Source organism: Actinospineispora spinosispora DSM 44797, from assembly GCF_000429025.1.
In the GTDB taxonomy this organism is placed as follows: domain Bacteria; phylum Actinomycetota; class Actinomycetes; order Mycobacteriales; family Pseudonocardiaceae; genus Pseudonocardia; species Pseudonocardia spinosispora.
The window spans coordinates 62,938-81,143 of sequence record NZ_KE386834.1 but is presented as its reverse complement, the minus strand read 5'-3'; the positions used below and the strand labels follow the sequence as shown (position 1 = coordinate 81,143).

Genomic DNA, 18,206 nt, shown 5'->3' with positions numbered 1-18,206 from the left:
CCGGGTGACGATGGTCGAAACGGCGCTCGGTCTGATACCGCAGCCCTATCGTGCCGTGGCCATCCGCCACCGCGAACTTCTCAAATTCGCCATGGTCGGCGGCACCACGTGGGTGATCGACACGGCCATCTTCCTGGTACTGAAGAGCACCATCCTGGAGCCCAAGCCGACCACGGCGAAGGTGATCGCCACGGTCATCGCGACGATCGTCTCGTACGGCCTCAACCGCGGCTGGTCGTTCCGCACCCGGGGCGGCCGGGAGCGCCATCACGAGACGGTGCTCTACGTCCTGGTCAGCGCGATCAGCGTCGGCGTGTACGCGGCGCCGGTCTGGGTGTCGCGCTACGTCCTCGATCTGCGCACGCCGACCGTGACGCTGTTCACCGAGCACATGGCCGACCTGATCAGCGGTCAGATCGTCGGTGTCCTGCTCGGCATGGCGTTCCGCTGGTGGGCGTTCCGCCGGTGGGTCTTCCCGCACGAGGACGCGCGGCCCCGCCCCGTCCCGGTGGCGAAGCACTGACCGTGACCGACGACCTGACGCTCGCGCTCGCTCTCGCGGACGCCGCCGACCGCATCACGCTGGACCGCTTCCAGGCGTCCGACCTGAAGATCGACCGCAAGCCGGACCGCACACCGGTGACCGACGCGGACACCGCGACCGAGGACGCGCTGCGCGCGCTGATCGGCGAGCACCGGCCGGACGACGCGGTACTCGGCGAGGAACGCGGACTGGATTCCCGTGCCGGGGACCGGGCGTGGATCCTCGACCCGATCGACGGCACGAAGAACTACTCGCGCGGCGTCCCGGTCTGGGCCACGCTGATCGCGCTCACCGAGGCCGGCCGCCCGACGGTCGGTGTGGTGAGCGCCCCCGCGCTGGGCCGCCGATGGTGGGCGAGCGCCGGTGGCGGTGCGTTCACCGACGCCGGGCAGGGCGCCCGCCGCATCTCGGTGTCCGGGGTGGCCGACCTCTCCGACGCGTGCCTGTCGACGACCGAGCTGAGCACCTGGGTGGAGCTCGGCGCCCTCCAGCAGTACCTGGACCTCGCGGCCCGCTGCTGGGTGGTCCGCGCGTTCGGCGACTTCTGGCAGCACATGCTGGTCGCCGAGGGCGCGATCGACCTGGGTCTGGACGGCGAGGCGAACGCCTGGGACCTGGCGGCGATCCAGCTGATCGTCACCGAGGCCGGCGGCCGGTTCTCCGACCTGAGCGGAGCCGACCGTTTCGACGGCGGTTCCGGCATCTCCTCGAACGGCCTGCTGCACGACGCGGCGCTCGACACCCTCCGTCGATAACGGTTCACACAGGTCATGACACGATCTGTGCCATGACAGAGGTGCGTACGGAGCTCGCCTTCGAGGACTTCACCGCCGGGCGGGTGTTCGATCTGGGCACGGTCGGGGTCGACCGCGACGAGATGGTCGGCTTCGCGTCTCTGTACGACCCGCAGCCGGTCCACCTGGACGACGCGGCCGCCGCCCGCAACCCGCTGGTCGGCAAGCTGTGCGCCTCCGGTCTGTTCGTGGCGGCGCTGTGGAGCCGGGCGTTCGCCGAGCAGGTGCTGAACCGCTCCACGGCCCTGAGCTGCCCCGGGGCGAACAACGTGAGCTGGCCGGCCCCGGTCTTCGCGGGGGACGAGCTGGCGATCCGGGGCGGCGTGCTGAGCTCCCGGTTGTCGAAGGCTCAGCCCGGCGTCGGCCTGGTGGACGTCCTGGCGACGCTGCATCGCGACGACCACTGCGTCTACCGAGCCCAGTTCGCGCTCCTCCTGGGTCTGGCTGACCACTAGCGAACCCAGGGCTGTGATCAACTTCGCCCACACCGCGCACCTCCCGCCCACACCGCGCTACGTGTACCTAGCGCGGTGTGACGACAAGGTGCGCGGTATGGGCGGGAGGGACTACTCCCAGAAGCGCAGCTCGGCGTAGCTGACCAGGGTAGCGGCGACCAAGGACACCAGGAGCGGGATCGCAACACGGCGCCCGACCAGTGTGGAAGTCCGGGCCAACCCTGCGGTCCGACGCCTCAAGTACTTCCGCCGAACGATGGCTCCACGCCCTCCCGACGGCGCAGCGGCCCAGCAGGCATGTGGTGCGGACAACGCCCCGGGCTGCCGCAAACTGCCACCAGCACCCGCCTCGGGTGGCTCCACCGACCTGATCACACCGCAGATGTCGAAGAGCCAGGCGCTCGCCGCCATGGGCCTCGGTGCGTTCAAAGTGGCAGACGGCATGCTCGGCGAAGCCGAAGGGGCCGCCCTCTCCGACACCGGATTCGGTGCCCTCGGCGGCGTCCCCATGATCCTCATCTATGGCGCGATGGCGGCGGAGGGCGGCCGCCAGTTCGGCAGCGGCTTCGACTCGTTCTTCGGCCCCGACCACAAACCGGCAAACATCGTCAACGACCCAGCCGACCCGAGCATCGCCGTCAACGCGGCCCGCCCGCTGACCTGACCAGTGCCTCGCAGAGCTAGGTGTCGTGTCGCAGACACTGCAGTGTCTGCGACACGACGTGAAGCTCTGCGAAGTCGGCTGCGAAGTCGGCGCTACTTGTCGGCGAGTTCCTTCTCGTACTTGGCCGTCATGTGGGCCACCGCCTGGACCTGGGACTCCGCGTGGCCGGTGCGGGTGTCCATCGCCCGTTGCTTCGCCGCGAGGGTCGAGTGGGCCTGGCCCTGGAACTCGGGCATCACGTGCTGGGCGATCAGCTCGTAGGAGCGGCGGGTCGCTTCCGGGTTGGCCCACTCGTGTGCCATGAACAGCATCGCGCCGAAGCCGCCGGACTGGTCGACCAACCGCTGCACCTGGGCCTTGGCCTCGTCGGGTGTGCCGATCACCCCGATGCCCGCACTGTTGATGAAGTTGATCATCTCTTCGAGGTTGCCGCCGTCGACCGCCATCTGCGGGAACGCCGCGACCTTCTTGAAGTAGTTGAACCACTGCTCGATACCGTGCTCGACGTCCTTGTACGCCTGCGCGCGGGTCTCCGCGATGTGCATCGGGCCGACCAGGCGCCACTGGGCACGGTCCACGGTGGTGCCGAAGGTGGCGGCGCGCTCCTCCATGACGTTCCAGTGGTGCGCCAGCGCGTCGAAGCCGTCGCTGCTCAGCGTCGCGCCGATCGACATCAGGCCGACGCCGTGCTTGCCGGCGAGCCTCGGCCCGGTCGGCGACGCGACGGCGGCGACCGCCACGTCGAAGTGCGGCTCGGAGTAGGGACGCAGGTGCAGCCGCGCGTCGATGAGCTTGTGGGTGCCGGTGTCCACGGTGATCGGCTCGTCCGAGGTCAGCAGACGCATGACGACGTCGAGGTTGACCTCGAGCAGCTCGCGGGTCTGGGTCGGGTTCAGCCCGATCATCGCCGAGTCGGTGGGCAGCGAACCGGGGCCGACACCGAGCATCGCGCGGCCCTTGGTGAGGTGGTCGAGCAGCACCATGCGCTCCGCCACCCACAGCGGGTTGTGGTATGACAGCGAGGTCACGCCGGTGCCGAGCTTGATGTTCTTGGTGCGTTCCGCGGCCGCCGCGATGAAGATCTCCGGCGACGCGATGATCTCGCTGCCCGCCGAGTGGTGCTCACCGATCCACGCTTCGTCGTAGCCGCAGTGGTCCAGGTGTTCGATCAGGCGCAGGTCCCGCTGCAGTGCGAGCGTGGGGTTCTCCCCCGCCGGGTGGAACGGGGCCAGGAAGATGCCGAAGCGCAGTCTGCTCATGTGACCCACGCTACGGCCACGGACGTGACCCGCAACACCCTTGCATCAACGTTGCGAGTTCACCGATCTCCGTCCGATGCCTGGTAGAGCAGGCCGTAGACGTGCTGGACACCGGGGACGTCGTCGAAGTCCAGCGGCTCGTCCGACGCCGACTCGACGCTCAGCGTCCCGCAGCCGAGCATGCGCTCGAACACGGTCTGCCGGAAGTGCACGCTGGTGATGCGGTTCATCGGAATCTCGAAACCGGTCCGGGTGAGGACGCCCTCGCGGACCAGGACCCGGCGGTTGGTCACCACGAAATGGGTGCATCGCCACCGCAGCAGGGGCGCGACGGTGAACCAGCCGATCGAGACCAGACCCAGGACCGTCAACGCGATCCAGCCGTAGCTGTGCCAGCTCGCCGCGCTGATCAGGGCGGCGAGATAGGCGATCGCGCCCACGGTGACCAGGAAGATCAGCGCGGGCACCACGAGCATCTTGGGATGCGGATGCTGGTGCGCGAGCACGTGTTCACCGGAGACCAGCAGTTCGTCCGGATAGGCCACGGCCTCAACTTATCGCCCGCAGGTGCACAACGTCGCCAGCCGCGACCGCGCGCGTGTCACCGCTCACGGAGTCCCGCACCAGCAGCCGGCCGTCGCGGTCGACGTCGATCGCCGTGGCCTCGTTCGTCTCACCGCCGGGCTGCTCGATGCGTACCCGGGAACCGATGGTCGCGCACCCGGCGCGGTAGTCGTCCCACAGCCCGACCGCGTCCGGATCGCCACCTGCCGCGCGCCAGCGGGCCTCGTCGGCCAGCAACCTGCGCAGGAACGCGATGAGCACGTCCTCGCGGCGCAGGTCGGCGCCCTCGATCAGCAGCGACGTGGCGTTCGCTCCCTCGGGCAGCTGCTCCGGTGTGGTGCGCACGTTCAGCCCGATGCCCAGCACCACCGCGCCCGGCGCCGCGACCTCGGCGAGCAGCCCGGCGCACTTCGCCCCGTCCGGACCGACCAGCAGGTCGTTCGGCCACTTCAGCGCGGCCTGGACCGAGGTCAGCTCCCGAACGGTGTGCAGCAGGGACAAGCCGGTGAGCAGCGGCAGCCAGCCCCACCGCGCCTGGGGTACCGCGGTCGGGCGCAGCAGGACGCTGACCGTGACGCCCGCGCCGAACGGCGAGGTCCAGCGCCGGTCCAGGCGCCCCCGGCCGGATTCCTGCAGCTCGGCGACCAGCACGGTCCGGTCCGGCGCGCCCGCCAGAGCGGCCTTGCTCAGATCGGCGTTCGTCGACCCGGTTCGCTCGACGACATCGAGCCCGGCGACCGGTCCCGACGGTTCGACGAGGGCCGAACGGAGCTCCTCGACGTCCAGTGCTCGATATTCCACCCATGCAGGTTAATGAGCCCCGTCACTACGCCGATCGGGGCGGGCAAATATATCGATAGGCTGCCCAGTCATGAGTACCGCGACCGCGCCCATCGGTGAGCCGCCGGCCGACGAGCCCGATATCCACACCACCGCCGGCAAGCTGGCGGACCTGTACCGGCGGGATGACGCCGCTGTGCACGCCGGCTCGGAGAAAGCCATCGAGCGGCAACACAGCAAAGGCCGTCAGACCGCCCGCGAACGGGTCGACCAGCTCCTCGACCCCGGTTCGTTCGTCGAGCTGGACGCACTGACCCGGCACCGTTCGACCAACTTCGGGATGCAGGCCAACCGTCCCTTCGGTGACGGTGTGGTGACCGGAAGCGGCACGATCGACGGCCGCCCGGTGTGCGTGTTCAGCCAGGACGCGACGGTCTTCGGCGGCTCGCTCGGTGAGGTGTACGGCGAGAAGATCGTCAAGGTCATGGACCTGGCGACCAAGATCGGCTGCCCGGTCATCGGCATCAACGACGGTGGTGGCGCACGCATCCAGGAGGGTGTCGTCGCGCTCGGTCTGTACGGCGAGATCTTCATCCGCAACGTGCGCAGCTCCGGCGTGATCCCGCAGATCTCGCTGATCATGGGCCCGTCGGCCGGTGGCGCCGTGTACTCCCCGGCGCTGACCGACTTCACCGTCATGGTCGACGAAACCAGCCACATGTTCATCACCGGCCCCGACGTCATCAAGACCGTCACCGGCGAGGACGTCGACATGGAGGAGCTCGGCGGAGGCCGGGCGCACAACTCGAAGTCCGGTGTCGCGCACTACCTCGGTTCCGACGAGGAGGACGCGCTGGCCTACGTCAAGGAGCTGCTCAGCTTCCTGCCGTCGAACAACCTGTCCGAGCCGCCGGTCTTCGCGCCGGCCGAGCCGGTCGCCGGGTCCATCGCCGACGGGCTCACCGAGTCCGACCTGGAGCTTGACACCCTGGTCCCGGACTCGCCGAACCAGCCGTACGACATCCACGGCGTGATCAGCCGCGTCGTCGACGAGGGTGAGTTCCTCGAGGTCCAGGAGCTGTGGGCACCCAACATCGTGGTCGGCTTCGGCCGGGTCGAGGGCCGCAGCGTGGGCATCGTGGCCAACCAGCCGACCCAGTTCGCCGGGTGCCTCGACATCGACGCCTCGGAGAAGGCCGCGCGCTTCGTCCGCACCTGCGACGCGTTCAACATCCCGATCCTGACCTTCGTGGACGTCCCCGGCTTCCTGCCCGGCACCGACCAGGAGTGGAACGGCATCATCCGGCGCGGCGCGAAGCTGATCTACGCCTACGCCGAGGCGACCGTCCCCAAGGTCACCGTGATCACCCGCAAGGCCTACGGCGGCGCGTACGACGTCATGGGGTCGAAACACCTCGGTGCCGATGTCAACGTGGCGTGGCCGACCGCCCAGATCGCCGTCACCGGCGCCCAGGGCGCGGTCAACATCCTGTACCGCAAGGAGCTCAAGGGCCTCGAGGGTGACGAGCTGGCCGCGAAGCGCGCCGAGCTGCAGCAGGACTACGAGGACACCCTCTGCAACCCGTACATCGCGGCCGACCGCGGCTACATCGACGGGGTGATCCCGCCCTCGCACACCCGAGGTTACGTCGGACGGTCGCTGCGGATGTTGGCCACCAAGCGGGAGGCCTCGCCGGCCCGCAAGCACGGGAACATCCCCCTGTGAGCGACACCGTGAGCGACGACGAGCAGACCCCCGAGGAGCGTCGCGCGCTGTTCCGGGTGGTGCGTGGCGAGCCCGACGACGTCGAGCTGGCGGCGCTCACCGTGGTGCTGGCGGCGGCCGCGTCGTCCGGCTCCGAGGAACCGGAGAGCAACCGGTCGCACAGCGTCTGGGTGGACCGGCAGGCGCAGCTGCGTCAGCCGCTGTACCCCGGCCCGGGCGCCTGGAAGGCGTCGGTCCTGCCTCGCTGAGGTGCAAGGCATGTGCTGAAACGCCCGACTCGCTGTGCTCAGGCGCCCGACTCGCGGAAGGGTCGGGCGCCGGCATCGCGCGAGTCGGGGACGTGGGCACACTGAGTTGGCGGCCTGAGCACACACGGGTGATCCGCGACGCGGTGTTCAGCTCGTGAGCGAGCCGGATGTCCACCCTCGGGTGGACATCCGGCTCCACCCCGGCCCCACCTCGGGTCCGATGTGATCGGGAACCGAACACCCGATCATCGTCGGTATGAATCTCATGTCCGTCCTGGGGACCGCTCTGGTGCTGGGCTGGATCATCAGCCGCAACCTCAAGGGCCGGTTCGTGGCCGCCCCCGGCCGCGCCTACAAGCTTCCGCTGGTCCTCGTCGCCCTCGGACTGGTCGAGTTCGGCGAGGCCCATCCGGCACTGTCGCCACTAGCCGTTCTGGTGATCGTCGCCGATCTGGTTCTGACCGCGGTGCTCGGTGTGGCTCGCGGTTGTTCGATCCGGCTGAGCCTGCGCGACGGCTACCTCTACCAGCGTGGCGGCGTGCCGACCCTGCTGCTGTGGGCGCTGTCCATCGCGGTCCGGGTCGGGGTGGGGTTGCTCGCCGCGTCCCTCGGCGTGGGCGCGGCGGCCGGTGCGACACTGGCGCTGACCTTCGGGATCAGCCTGGTGGTGCAGGCGATGGTGGTGCAGCACCGGGTGCGCGGTGACGGCAGGCCGGTCCGCCCCGCCGAGGGCCGAACCCGGCGTCACGAGGTCGCCGGCACTCCCCCGAGTGGGTCACACTGACTCCGTGATCATCGGTCCGGGCCACGCGGGCGGCTTGTCCCGCTTCCTGCTCACGGTCGTCTGGCTGCCGATCATCGTCGTGTCGCCCTACGTCGGCGATGCCCCGGTCGCCCATCCGTGGGCGGCAGCCGGTGCGGCGGCGGTCGCCTCGGCGGGATGGCTGATCCTGGTACTGCGCCCACGCGATCGGCTGTGGCTGTCCCAGCCGGTCGGTGTGCTGGCGACCGCGATCGGTGGCACGACGATGGTCGCGGCGGTCGGTGGCTGGTCGGTCCCGGTCGCGTTCTGCTTCCTCGCGGTCGCATCCGGCGGTGGGCGGCTGCCCCGAGCGGCCTCGGTGGCGGTGTTCCTCGGCGTGGCGTCGGCGCTGGCGATCCTCCTGGAGCCTCAGTCCGGGCTCGTTGGTGTGGTGCTGGTGACGTTGATGCTGGTCATGGCATTGGTGGCGGGTATCGGCCGGCGCGACACCGCGCTGCAGGCCGAGCAACGCGAACTGGCACTGGCCGCCGCGACGCGGGCCCAGGAGGAGCACATCCGGGCCGCGGCGCTGGCCGAGCGGGCCCGGATCGCGCGCGATGTTCACGACGCGCTCGCGCACTCGCTCTCGGCGCTGGCGGTGCAGCTGCAGGGCGCCCGGCTCATGGTGTTGCGGGATGGTGCACCGGCGGACACGGTCGCCCAGATCGAACGCGCTCAGCGGCTGGCGACCGAAGGCATCGCCGAGGCACGGCGTGCGGTGTCGGCGCTGCGCACGGATCCGGCCACGCTCGCCGACGGCCTGGGCGACCTGGTGGAGGCTCATCCGAGTGCCGAGCTGGTTCTCGAGGGCACGGCGCCGGACTCACTCGACGCGGCGGAGCGGGAGACGGTGCTGCGGGTCGCACGGGAAGCACTGACCAACACCCGCAAGCACGCCCCGGACGCCCCGGTCGTCGTCACCCTGCGCCACGACGCCGAGGGCACGACACTGATCGTCCGCGACCGGTCCGGCACCCGGCCTGCCGTGCGTGACAGCGACGGCTACGGTCTGGTCGGAATGGCCGAACGCGCGGCGCTGATCGGTGCCGAGTGGGGTGCCGGGCCGACGGAGGACGGGTGGCAGGTGCGGCTGCGGATCCCTCGATGAGTGACCCCGAGCTGCGGGTCGTGCTCGCCGACGACCAGGCGATCGTGCGTGAGGGCCTGGTCACGGTGCTCGGTCTGCTGCCCGGAATCACCGTGGTCGGGTCGGCCGCCGACGGTGATCGGGCGGTCGAGCTGGTCGCCGAGCACCGGCCCGACGTGCTGCTCACCGACCTGAGGATGCCCCACTGTGACGGCGTGCGCGCGACCGAGCGGGTCCGGGCCGCGCACCCGGACACCGCTGTCGTCGTGTTGACCACCTACGCCGAGGACGAGTCGGTCCTGGCCGCGCTGCGCGCGGGCGCCGTCGGCTGGCTGTCGAAGGACTCCGACGCCGAGGCGATCGGGCACGCGCTCCGGTCGGCGGCCGCTGGACAGTCCACCATCGACGCGGCGGTCCTCGCCCGTCTCGTCGCGTCCGCCGAACGTGCGCCGACCCGCACCGACCAGCCTCCGGACGAGCTGACCCCTCGTGAGATCGAGGTGCTCGGGCTCATCGCCGAGGGGCTCACCAACCGGCAGATCGCCCGACGGCTGGTGATCAGCGAGACGACGGTGAAGACCCACATCAACCACCTGTTCACGAAAGCGGGTCTGCGAGGCCGCGCGGACGCGGTCCGCTACGCCTACCGCAACGGCCTCGTGCCCGAGTGACACGAGCCTGATGGCACGATCGGCGTCATGCAGGTGATCCTCGCGTCGGCCTCGCCGGCTCGCCTTTCCGTTCTCCGGGCCGCGGGGCTCGACCCACTGGTCGAAGTCTCGGATGTGGACGAGGACGCGGTACTCGACTCGCTGCCCGGTGCCTCGCCTGCCCACGCGGTGACCGCGCTGGCCCGTGCGAAGGCACACGCTGTCGCCCGGCGGCTCGGTTCGACGAACGCGGTGCTGATCGGCTGCGATTCCATGCTCTCGATCGGTGGCGAGCTGGTCGGCAAGCCCGGCACGGTGGAGGTCGCCCGCGCGAGGTGGGCCCGGATGGCCGGCCGGACCGGGGAGCTGGTCACCGGACACGCCGTCCTTCGGCTGTCCGCTGGTGACATCGTGGACGAGGCGGCCGCGCACGCCGGCACGACGGTCCGGTTCGGGAGCCCGTCCGAAGCGGAGCTCGACGCGTACCTGAACTCGGGCGAGCCGCTCGCGGTGGCCGGTGCGTTCACCCTGGACGGGCTCGGCGGCTGGTTCGTCGACGGCATCGACGGCGACCCGTCGACCGTCATCGGCATCAGCCTGCCGCTCACCCGCACACTGCTGGCGAAGGTCGGCGTCGTGGTGACCGACCTGTGGAAATCCCGCGACTGACGTGCAGCGTAAAGCGGTATGTGAGCGACGCCGCGCACCTCGAGTCAACACCGCGCGACGTGCACATAGCGCGGTGTGACCGCGCGGTGCGCGGTGCGGGATTGAATCGGCTCATGCGGCACGAGGGCACAGGGGCCACGGCGAGATGGGCTATGCACCCGCTGGTCCAGACCCGTTAGCCTGGGTCCTATGCCAGTACCCAACGACACGCACCCGAAGCTCGCCTCCTACGCCCACCCGGAGCGCCTGGTCACCACCGAATGGCTGGCCGAACAGCTCGGGCAGGCCGGGCTCGTGGTCGTCGAATCGGACGAGGACGTGCTGCTCTACGACACCGGCCACATCCCCGGCGCGGTGAAGGTCGACTGGCACACCGAGCTCAACGACCCGGTCACCCGCGACTACGTCGACGGCACGCGCTTCGCCGAGCTGCTCGGCGAGAAGGGCATCGGCCGCGACGACACGGTCGTCATCTACGGCGACAAGAACAACTGGTGGGCCGCCTACGCACTGTGGGTGTTCAGCCTGTTCGGGCACCGCGACGTGCGGCTGCTCGACGGCGGGCGCGCCAAGTGGGTGGCCGAGGGCCGTGAGCTGACCAAGGACGTCCCGGACCGGGCCTCGGTCGACTACCCGGTGGTGGAGCGCGACGACAGCGTCATCCGCGCGTTCAAGGAGGACGTCCTGGCGCACCTGGGCAAGCCACTGGTCGACGTCCGTTCGCCGGGCGAGTACTCGGGCGAGCTGCTGCACATGCCGGACTACCCGCAGGAAGGCGCGATGCGCGGCGGGCACATCCCGGGCGCGGCGAGCGTCCCGTGGGCCAGGGCAGCGGCCGAGGACGCCACGTTCAAGACCCGTGACGAGCTCGAGGCGATCTACCTGACCGAGCAGGGCCTGTCGCCGTCGGACGACGTGGTCGCGTACTGCCGCATCGGCGAGCGCTCCAGCCACACCTGGTTCGTGCTGACCCACCTGCTGGGCTTCCAGAACGTGCGCAACTACGACGGCAGCTGGACCGAGTGGGGCAACTCGGTGCGGGTGCCGATCACGACCGGCACCGAGCGCGGATCGGCACGATGACCTCGCCGGTCGGCGAGCTGCCCCCGAAGCTGACCGAGCTGGTCGAGGAGTTCTCCGAGGTCGGCCCGAAGGACCGGCTGCAGCTGCTGCTGGAGCTGTCCGAAGAATTACCAGCGCTTCCGGCTCGATATGCGGAGCGCGAAGCGGGCATGGAGCAGGTGCACGAGTGCCAGACGCCGCTGTTCCTGGCGGTGGAGGTCGACGACGACCAGGTGGTGCACCTGTTCTTCGACGCGCCGCCGGAGGCACCGACGACGCGCGGTTTCGCCTCGATCATGCACACCGGACTGGACGGCCAGCAGGCACAGACCGTCCTGGCCGTACCGAACGACTTCTACACGGCGCTGAAGCTCGGCGAAGCGGTCAGCCCGCTGCGGCTGCGCGGCATGGCGGCGATGCTCACCCGGATCAAGAACCAGGTCCGCGAACGCTCAGCCTGACAGAACCCGTGAGTGTTGTGGGCTGCCATGGCAACCCACAACACTCACGGGTGTCAGCGGGGTAGCTGTGTGGGCGGGACTTCCGGAGCTTCGTCGGCGGCCGCACCGGCGGCGTCCTCCGGCGCGGCACCGGGTTCGTCGCGCGACGTGTGCAGCGTGATCGTCTGCACGGTGTACGAGGTCCCGTCGGGCAGTGCCTGTGAGCTGAACGTGGTCGGGTCGGTGAACCGGTGGAACTCACACCCCCGGCCGAACGCGCCGACGACGTCGTCCCAGTCGGTGCCGGTGCTGTAGTACAGGTCGTAGACACCGTCCGGGATGCCGTCGAGACGGACGGTCTTGCGTGCGCCGACCGCGACCGACACCACGATCTTCCCTTGCCGGGACAGGGCGAGGACCGCGTCGACGTCCTCGTCGTCGGTCACTTCCAGCACGCCGTCGGCCGGGCTGCCGGCCGCGCGCCGGTCCACGACCACCCGTCCGTTGGGCATCCGGGCGTTCACGGCGTCCCTCGCGGCGGGAATCCAGCCGCCCCACTCGAAGGCCGGCCGGTCCGCCGTCGGGGTGCCGATACCGGTGGATGCGGCGCGCAACGCGTCCATGCTCGGCGCCGTGGTGATGGCGGCAGCCGCGGTCGAACCGGTGCAGATGACCTGCAGGTTGATCTGCTGGCTGAGGTAGGCGAGCTCATAGCCGAACTGGCGCAGCGCGGCCACCAGCTCACCGTTCGGCCCGGTCATCTGGATCGGGGTGGGGCCGCCCGTGGCGAGCTGCTCACTCGCGGCGCTCACCACCCCGGCGGCACCGAGCACGGACTGGGTCAGTGCCGGTAGGTCGGGCGCGCGGGCGATGCCGTCGAAGGCCGCCGAGATGTCCCGATCGGTGCGGCTCAGCCGGTCCTGATAGCCGACGGGCGGAGCGGGGGCGGGCGGCGGCGGTGCGCCCGCGCAGCCGACCAGCGTCATCACCAGCCCGAGTACGACGCCGATCCAGGCCGTACGTGCCATAGGCGGTTCCCCCCGTTCTTCACGGGGACAGTAGTTGCCTGGGGCAGCCACTGCTGGGGCAACCTCGGGTTTTGTCCCGCCCCAGCTCAAGTCCTGCTCAATCCGCTGGTCATCAGCGGTGTGGCGACCCACAATTCTCAGGTACGGCTCCTACGAGGGAGGACGTACAGATGACACAGCTCACGCTCGCCGCACCCGGCGACACCTGGGGCATCAGCGGCCCGACGTTCCTCGGCCTGTACTGGATCGTCACCGCGGCCACGGTCGTCGTGATCCTCTCGCTCACGCGGGCTATCCGTCTGCGGCCCCCGGAGGACGGTTCCCGCACCCGGCTGGACGACGAGCCGTACCTGGCCGCCTACCTCCACGGCGGACCGGACCTCGCGCTGACCGCGGCGCTCGCGACACTGCGCGCCGAGGGCCTGGTGCGGTGCCGCGACACCCGATGCGAGGTGATCGGGACCCCACCGGACCGGGTTCGCCCGGACCTGGAGACCGCGGTGCTCGGCTCGCTGACCATGCCACGGCCCCGCAGCACCGTGGCCAGGCGATCCGCGGTGGTCATCGCCCTCAGACACCTCCGCAACCAGCTGATCCAGCGCAAGCTGCTGATGAGCGATGCCCAGCACGCCGACCACCAGAGCTGCACTGCGCTCCTGCTGGTGGTGCTCGTACTCGGGGTGGTCCGCCTGGTCGCCGGGATGATGAGCCGCCATCCGGTCCTGTACCTGGGACTGAGCCTGCTGGCGACCCTCGCCATCGGGTTGCTGCTCGTGCGGAGAAGGCCGAAACGAACCCTGCACGGTGATCGGGAGCTGGCCCGCTTGACCGTCGAGCACGAACACCTGGCGCCCCACCACCGGCCGGACTGGACCGCGAGCGGTGCCGGCTCGGCGGCGATGGCCGTCGCGCTGTTCGGCGAGGACGCGCTGCACGCCGCCGATCCGGAGTTCGCCGAGGAGCTGGCCGAACGGCCGTTGACCGGCTTCTTCCGCGACTTCCGCGGCGCCGGCACCTGGTCGCCGGGTGGGGGGAGCACCGCAACCGCCTACGGGGCCGCGACCCTCCACGACGGCGGGAACGGAGAGTCCGGCAGCGGCGACAGGGAGTGAACCCCGGGCCAACCTCAAGATTCGCCCTGCAACAGATCAAGTCCTGATCAAACCGCTGGTTCCCCACCGTGGCCCCGCCCACACTTCTCAGGTACGGCTCCCATGAAGGAGGACGTACAGATGACACAGCTCACGCTTGCCGCACCCGGCGACACCTGGGGCATCAGCGGCCCGACGTTCCTCGGCCTGTACTGGGTCCTCACCGCGGTCACGGTCGCCGCGGTGCTGGTCACCAGGCGCGCGATCCGCGAACAGGTGCGTCCCGCCGGCTCCTCGAGGCGGCTGGACGACGACCCATACCTGGTCGCCTACCTCCACGACGGTCCACACCTCGCGCTGACGGCCGCGCTCGCCGCGCTGTCCACCGACGGTCTCGTCGAGTGCCGGCACAAGGTGTGCATACGGACCGACGCCGTCGCGCGAGGAGATCGTCCCGGCCTGGAGCGACAGCTGCTCACCGAGATGGCCGACCTGGCTCCCACCACCTCGACCACCCGCCGCTCGCTGGCCGGACGGGCCGGTGTCGCCGAGGTGATGATGCGGCTGAGCGGCGAGCTCGTTCGGCGCAGGCTGCTGCTGAACGGCCGGCAGTACGATCACTACCGCTACTCCGGGATGCTGCTGATCGCTCTGTGCATCCTCGGGATGCTCCGGCTGATCGCCGGCGGCACATCCGGCCGGCCGGTGACCTACCTCGCCGTCAGCGTGGTGGTGGTCGTCCTCCTCACGCTGCTGATCATCAGAAGGCAGCCGCCTCGGCGCACCGTGCTCGGTGACAAGGAGCTGGCTCGGCTGAGGGAGGAGCACGAACACCTCGACCCGGCCCACCGGCCGGACTGGACCGCCAACGGCGCGACCGCCGCCGCGCTGGCCGTCGGGGTGTTCGGCGTGGGCGCCCTGTACGCGGCCAGTCCTGCGCTGGCCGGCGAGCTGGTCGTGCACAAGGCGTCGTCCCTGTTCGGCACCGGCTTCTACTCCGGATCCGGCGACAACTCGGGATGGGCCACCGCCGCCAACACCGGCGGCTACGGCGGCCATTCCAGCTGCGGCGGCGGTTCCAGCTGCGGAGGAGGCGGCTGTGGTGGTGGGGGCGGCGGGGGGTGCGGCGGATGATCACCGAGCTGCTCACCGGTGGACCACAGGTTGCTCACACGTGGGAGGACGACCAGATGACACGGTTGACACTCGCCGCCCCAGGCGACACCTGGGGCGTCAGCAGCCCGACGTTCCTGAGTCTGTACTGGGTGCTGGCGGCGGCCGCGATCATCGCGGTGCTGTTGCTCAGGCGAGCGATCCGCGAGCAGGTACCCGTCGGTGGTCCGCGAGCCCAGCTGGACAGCGATCCCTACCTGGCCGCGTATCTCAACGGCGACGCCCACCTCGCGCTCACCGCCGCGCTCACCGCCCTGCGGACCGACGGGCTCGTGCAGAGCCGCGACCACCGTTGGGAACCGACCGGCGCCACCTCCGAGCGGGGGCGCCCCACTCTGGAGCGGCAGGTTCTCCTGGAGCTGTCCACTCCGACGTCGCGGAACTCGTTGGCCAGGCGCCCGGGAGTCGTCGCGGTGATGGAGCGCCTGCGGGACGAGCTCGTCGAGCGAGGGCTGCTGATGAGCGGGCGGCAGCGCACCGGATATCGGCGCGCGGGCTGGCCGATGGTCGCTCTCTGCGCTCTCGGAGTCGTTCGGATGATCGCCGGTGCGACGTCGGACCACCCGGTGGGCTATCTCGCCCTCAGCGTGGCGGTGCTCATCGTGCCGACGCTGTTGATCATGATGAAGGAGCCGCCGGGCCGCACCGTGCTCGGGGACCGGGAACTTGCTCGGCTACGGGAACAGCACGACCACCTCGACCCGGTTCATCGGCCGGACTGGACCGCGAACGGCGCGACCGCGGCGGCCCTCGCGGTGGGCGTGTTCGGGGCTGGCGCGCTCTACGCGGCGGACCCGGCCTTCGCCGACGAGCTGGTCGAGCACCAGGCGTCCTCGATGCTCGGCGGCGGTTCGTACTCCGGCGGCTCGTGGTGGTCCGGGGGCGGCGGGTCCAGCTGTGGCGGCGGCTCGAGCTGCGGCGGCGGTTCCAGCTGCGGCGGGGGCGGAGGAGGCGGCTGCGGCGGGGGCGGAGGCGGAGGGGGGTGCGGCGGATGATCACCGACGTACTCGTCGGCGGTGGCACCATGTGGGGTGTCAGCGGGCCGGCGTTCCTCGGCTGGTACCTCGCGGTGACCGCCACCCTCGTTCTCGCCGTCGGGTCGGCCGGCCACCGGTCGTCACCCGAGCCGTGCGGTGTCCTCACCCTGCACGGCCCGACCGACCCCTACCTGGCCGCCTCCCTGAACGGCGGGGGTGAGCTGGCGCTGCTGAGCGCGGTGGTCTCGTTGCACGGCACTCGACGGCTGCGCGCCGAGCGGCACAGCCTCCTCCGCATCGACGGCGCGGCGGAGCAGCCGACACCGGCTCTGGAGCGGGCCGTGCTCACCGAGTTGGCCGGAGCCCGGTCACTCGGGCAGCTCGCCCGGGCACGGCACATCCAGGTGGAGCTGGAGCAGCTGCGCGGTCAGCTGATCCGGCACGGCCTGCTGCTCGGCGACGGGCAACGGGCGCGGATGCGGTACCTCAGCTACGTCGTGCTCGTGGTCCTGCTCGTCGGTGTGGCACGGCTGGTCGGCGAGCTGATCGACGGCGGCCTGTTCACCGGTCTGCTGCTCTGTGTCCTGTCCCTCGGCGTGGTGGCCACCGTACTGATGATCAACGCTCCGACCAGGACGGCGCGAGGCCGTCAGGCAGCCTCGATGCTGCGCACCAAGTACGGATATCTCGACCCCGCGACCCGCCCGGACTGGGACGCCCACGGCCCGACCGGTGCCGCGCTGGCCGTGGCGGTGTTCGGCTTCGCCGCGCTCCGAGCCGCGAATCCCGGGCTCGCGGACGAGGTCGTCGAAGCCGGCGCCGGTCTCGTCGGGGCGGGAACCGACCGAGGGGGACCCCGATGAGCGCGAACCCGCTGACCGAGCTGGGCGTCGGGATCGGCTGGCGGTCGGAGATCGCCGGGCCGCTGGCGAAGCTTCCCGGCCTGCGTTTCTGCGAGGTCGTCGCCGAGTCACTGCCCTGCGACGGTCCACTGCCGGCGCCCCTGCGCCGGTTGGTCGAGGACGGCGTCACCGTCGTCCCGCACGGGACGCGCCTGTCGCTGGGCGGGACGCAACCGCTCGACCCGCACCGCGTGCGGCACTTCGCGTCGGCGGCGGACATGCTGGGTGCACCCCTGGTGAGCGAGCACATCGCGTTCGTCAGGGCCGGCGGTCTCGAAGCCGGGCACCTGCTTCCGCTGCCGCGCACCCGCGAGGCCCTCGATGTCCTGGAACACAACGTGCGCGCGCTCCAGGGCGAGCTGGACGTGCCGATCGCGCTCGAACCGATCGCCGCGTTGTTCGACTGGCCGGACAACGAGCTGGACGAGGCGGACTGGCTGACCGAGCTGCTGGACCGCACCGGCGCATGGCTGCTGCTGGACGTCGCCAACGTCTACGCGAACGCCCGCAACCGGGGACAGGACCCACTGGACCTGCTCGACCGGCTGCCGTTGGAACGCGTCGCGTACGTGCACGTCGCCGGGGGTGCCGAGCACGAGGGGCTCTATCACGACACGCATACGGCGACGACGCCACCGGAGGTGCTCGCGCTCGTCACCGAGCTCTGCGCGCGCCGACGACCGCCCGCGCTGATGCTGGAGCGCGACGGGGACTACCCGCCCGCCGAGCAGCTGTACGCGGAGCTGGACGCGATCGCCCTCGCGGCGGGTGTACCTAGCCCCCGTTCACATGAGCCGATCACCCGATCGCGGGTGACCAGGAGTACACGGTGAGCAAGTCCACATTGGCGCAGGCGCAGGCCGCGCTCGTCTCGGCGCTCGTCGCCGGAGGGCCGCTGCCGACCGGTTTCGACACCGACAGGGTGGCGGTGGCACAGCACGCGTTGCGTCGCAAGCGAGCCGGCGAGGTGGCACGGGTGTGGCCGATCCTCGCGGCCTCCCTCGGCGACGCCTGGATCCCGTGTTTCTGCAGGTGGTCGGCCGGAAAGCCGCCCCGGGGCTCGCTGCGGGACGGCTGGGACCTGGCCCGCGAACTGGCCGACAGAGATCAACTTTCGCCGCGTGCGGCGCGAGAACTGGCGTTTCGCGACACGGTTATGCGTTATGACGGCCGGCGGGATCCGCGACGCCGTATGCTGCCGACGATCCGCCGGGTCCCCGGCGGGCTCGCGTTCGGCGCACTCGGTCGGGGTCACCTGCTCTGGCGATAGTCCGGTCCCCGCATAGACTCG

The 18,206-nt window shown here is 70.6% G+C and carries 22 protein-coding genes; 18 read left to right on the top strand and 4 right to left on the bottom strand.

Annotated elements, in window-relative coordinates:
- Positions 1–4 precede the first annotated feature (4 nt).
- The 4 genes from G406_RS0129780 (at position 5) to G406_RS0129760 (ending at position 2,457) form a co-directional block, all read left to right on the top strand.
- A complete protein-coding gene (locus tag G406_RS0129780; protein ID WP_028936617.1) occupies positions 5–523 on the top strand; it encodes a GtrA family protein in 519 nt (172 codons plus the stop codon).
- A 2-nt stretch (positions 524–525) separates the two neighbouring features.
- Entirely contained in the window at positions 526–1,299 is a 774-nt protein-coding gene (hisN, locus tag G406_RS0129775; protein WP_156935227.1) for a histidinol-phosphatase, read from the top strand.
- A 32-nt stretch (positions 1,300–1,331) separates the two neighbouring features.
- Complete coding sequence (locus tag G406_RS0129770) at positions 1,332–1,793, top strand: MaoC/PaaZ C-terminal domain-containing protein (protein WP_028936615.1); 462 nt, start codon at positions 1,332–1,334, stop codon at positions 1,791–1,793.
- Positions 1,794–2,175: 382 nt separating this feature from the next.
- Positions 2,176–2,457: a hypothetical protein gene (locus G406_RS0129760; RefSeq protein ID WP_028936614.1), complete on the top strand. Its 282-nt coding sequence runs from the start codon at positions 2,176–2,178 to the stop codon at positions 2,455–2,457.
- 92 nt (positions 2,458–2,549) lie between these two features.
- Here G406_RS0129760 and G406_RS0129755 read toward each other — a convergent pair whose 3' ends face one another.
- The 3 genes from G406_RS0129755 to G406_RS0129745 are packed head-to-tail and all read right to left on the bottom strand — an operon-like array spanning position 2,550 to position 5,081.
- Positions 2,550–3,716: an LLM class flavin-dependent oxidoreductase gene (locus G406_RS0129755; RefSeq protein ID WP_028936613.1), complete on the bottom strand. Its 1,167-nt coding sequence runs from the start codon at positions 3,714–3,716 to the stop codon at positions 2,550–2,552.
- A gap of 59 nt (positions 3,717–3,775) precedes the next feature.
- A complete protein-coding gene (locus G406_RS0129750; protein WP_028936612.1) occupies positions 3,776–4,261 on the bottom strand; it encodes a PH domain-containing protein in 486 nt (161 codons plus the stop codon).
- A 4-nt stretch (positions 4,262–4,265) separates the two neighbouring features.
- Positions 4,266–5,081 (bottom strand): biotin--[acetyl-CoA-carboxylase] ligase, encoded by an 816-nt coding sequence (locus G406_RS0129745; protein ID WP_028936611.1) that lies wholly within the window; start codon positions 5,079–5,081, stop codon positions 4,266–4,268.
- 70 nt (positions 5,082–5,151) lie between these two features.
- Between G406_RS0129745 and G406_RS0129740 the strand changes: the two genes are divergently transcribed.
- The 8 genes from G406_RS0129740 (at position 5,152) to G406_RS0129705 (ending at position 11,765) form a co-directional block, all read left to right on the top strand.
- Positions 5,152–6,786, top strand: a complete 1,635-nt coding sequence (locus tag G406_RS0129740; RefSeq protein WP_028936610.1) for an acyl-CoA carboxylase subunit beta — start codon at positions 5,152–5,154, stop codon at positions 6,784–6,786.
- Positions 6,783–7,034 (top strand): acyl-CoA carboxylase subunit epsilon, encoded by a 252-nt coding sequence (locus G406_RS0129735; RefSeq protein ID WP_245607262.1) that lies wholly within the window; start codon positions 6,783–6,785, stop codon positions 7,032–7,034. The genes G406_RS0129740 and G406_RS0129735 overlap by 4 nt, the downstream gene beginning before the upstream one ends.
- Before the next feature lie 256 nt (positions 7,035–7,290).
- Positions 7,291–7,818, top strand: coding sequence for a hypothetical protein (locus tag G406_RS0129730; RefSeq protein WP_028936608.1), 528 nt, complete (start codon positions 7,291–7,293; stop codon positions 7,816–7,818).
- 4 nt (positions 7,819–7,822) lie between these two features.
- Positions 7,823–8,944, top strand: a complete 1,122-nt coding sequence (locus G406_RS50735; protein ID WP_156935226.1) for a sensor histidine kinase — start codon at positions 7,823–7,825, stop codon at positions 8,942–8,944.
- The gene (locus G406_RS0129720) at positions 8,941–9,594 is read left to right on the top strand and encodes a response regulator (RefSeq protein WP_028936607.1); all 654 of its coding nucleotides are present in this window, start codon (positions 8,941–8,943) and stop codon (positions 9,592–9,594) included. Before G406_RS50735 ends, G406_RS0129720 begins: the two co-directional genes overlap by 4 nt.
- A gap of 27 nt (positions 9,595–9,621) precedes the next feature.
- A complete protein-coding gene (locus G406_RS0129715) occupies positions 9,622–10,242 on the top strand; it encodes a Maf family protein (RefSeq protein WP_028936606.1) in 621 nt (206 codons plus the stop codon).
- Positions 10,243–10,431: 189 nt separating this feature from the next.
- Positions 10,432–11,325: a sulfurtransferase gene (locus G406_RS0129710; protein WP_028936605.1), complete on the top strand. Its 894-nt coding sequence runs from the start codon at positions 10,432–10,434 to the stop codon at positions 11,323–11,325.
- On the top strand, positions 11,322–11,765 hold the full coding sequence (locus tag G406_RS0129705; protein WP_028936604.1) for a SufE family protein: 444 nt from the start codon (positions 11,322–11,324) through the stop codon (positions 11,763–11,765). The genes G406_RS0129710 and G406_RS0129705 overlap by 4 nt, the downstream gene beginning before the upstream one ends.
- Before the next feature lie 53 nt (positions 11,766–11,818).
- Here the strand turns inward: G406_RS0129705 and G406_RS0129700 are convergent, their stop codons facing one another.
- Positions 11,819–12,772 (bottom strand): hypothetical protein, encoded by a 954-nt coding sequence (locus tag G406_RS0129700; protein WP_028936603.1) that lies wholly within the window; start codon positions 12,770–12,772, stop codon positions 11,819–11,821.
- Positions 12,773–12,942: 170 nt separating this feature from the next.
- Between G406_RS0129700 and G406_RS50730 the strand changes: the two genes are divergently transcribed.
- From G406_RS50730 to G406_RS0129670, 6 genes are all read left to right on the top strand, one after another.
- A complete protein-coding gene (locus tag G406_RS50730; RefSeq protein WP_051342876.1) occupies positions 12,943–13,884 on the top strand; it encodes a TIGR04222 domain-containing membrane protein in 942 nt (313 codons plus the stop codon).
- Between the two features lie 120 nt (positions 13,885–14,004).
- Positions 14,005–14,997: a TIGR04222 domain-containing membrane protein gene (locus G406_RS0129690; protein ID WP_169736816.1), complete on the top strand. Its 993-nt coding sequence runs from the start codon at positions 14,005–14,007 to the stop codon at positions 14,995–14,997.
- Between the two features lie 56 nt (positions 14,998–15,053).
- Complete coding sequence (locus G406_RS0129685; RefSeq protein ID WP_028936601.1) at positions 15,054–16,031, top strand: TIGR04222 domain-containing membrane protein; 978 nt, start codon at positions 15,054–15,056, stop codon at positions 16,029–16,031.
- On the top strand, positions 16,028–16,876 hold the full coding sequence (locus G406_RS0129680; RefSeq protein WP_156935224.1) for a TIGR04222 domain-containing membrane protein: 849 nt from the start codon (positions 16,028–16,030) through the stop codon (positions 16,874–16,876). The genes G406_RS0129685 and G406_RS0129680 overlap by 4 nt, the downstream gene beginning before the upstream one ends.
- A complete protein-coding gene (locus tag G406_RS50725; RefSeq protein ID WP_051342874.1) occupies positions 16,873–17,748 on the top strand; it encodes an MbnB/TglH/ChrH family RiPP precursor modification enzyme in 876 nt (291 codons plus the stop codon). Before G406_RS0129680 ends, G406_RS50725 begins: the two co-directional genes overlap by 4 nt.
- Positions 17,745–18,185: an SCO6045 C-terminal-like domain-containing protein gene (locus G406_RS0129670; protein ID WP_084216473.1), complete on the top strand. Its 441-nt coding sequence runs from the start codon at positions 17,745–17,747 to the stop codon at positions 18,183–18,185. Before G406_RS50725 ends, G406_RS0129670 begins: the two co-directional genes overlap by 4 nt.
- Positions 18,186–18,206: the final 21 nt, after the last annotated feature.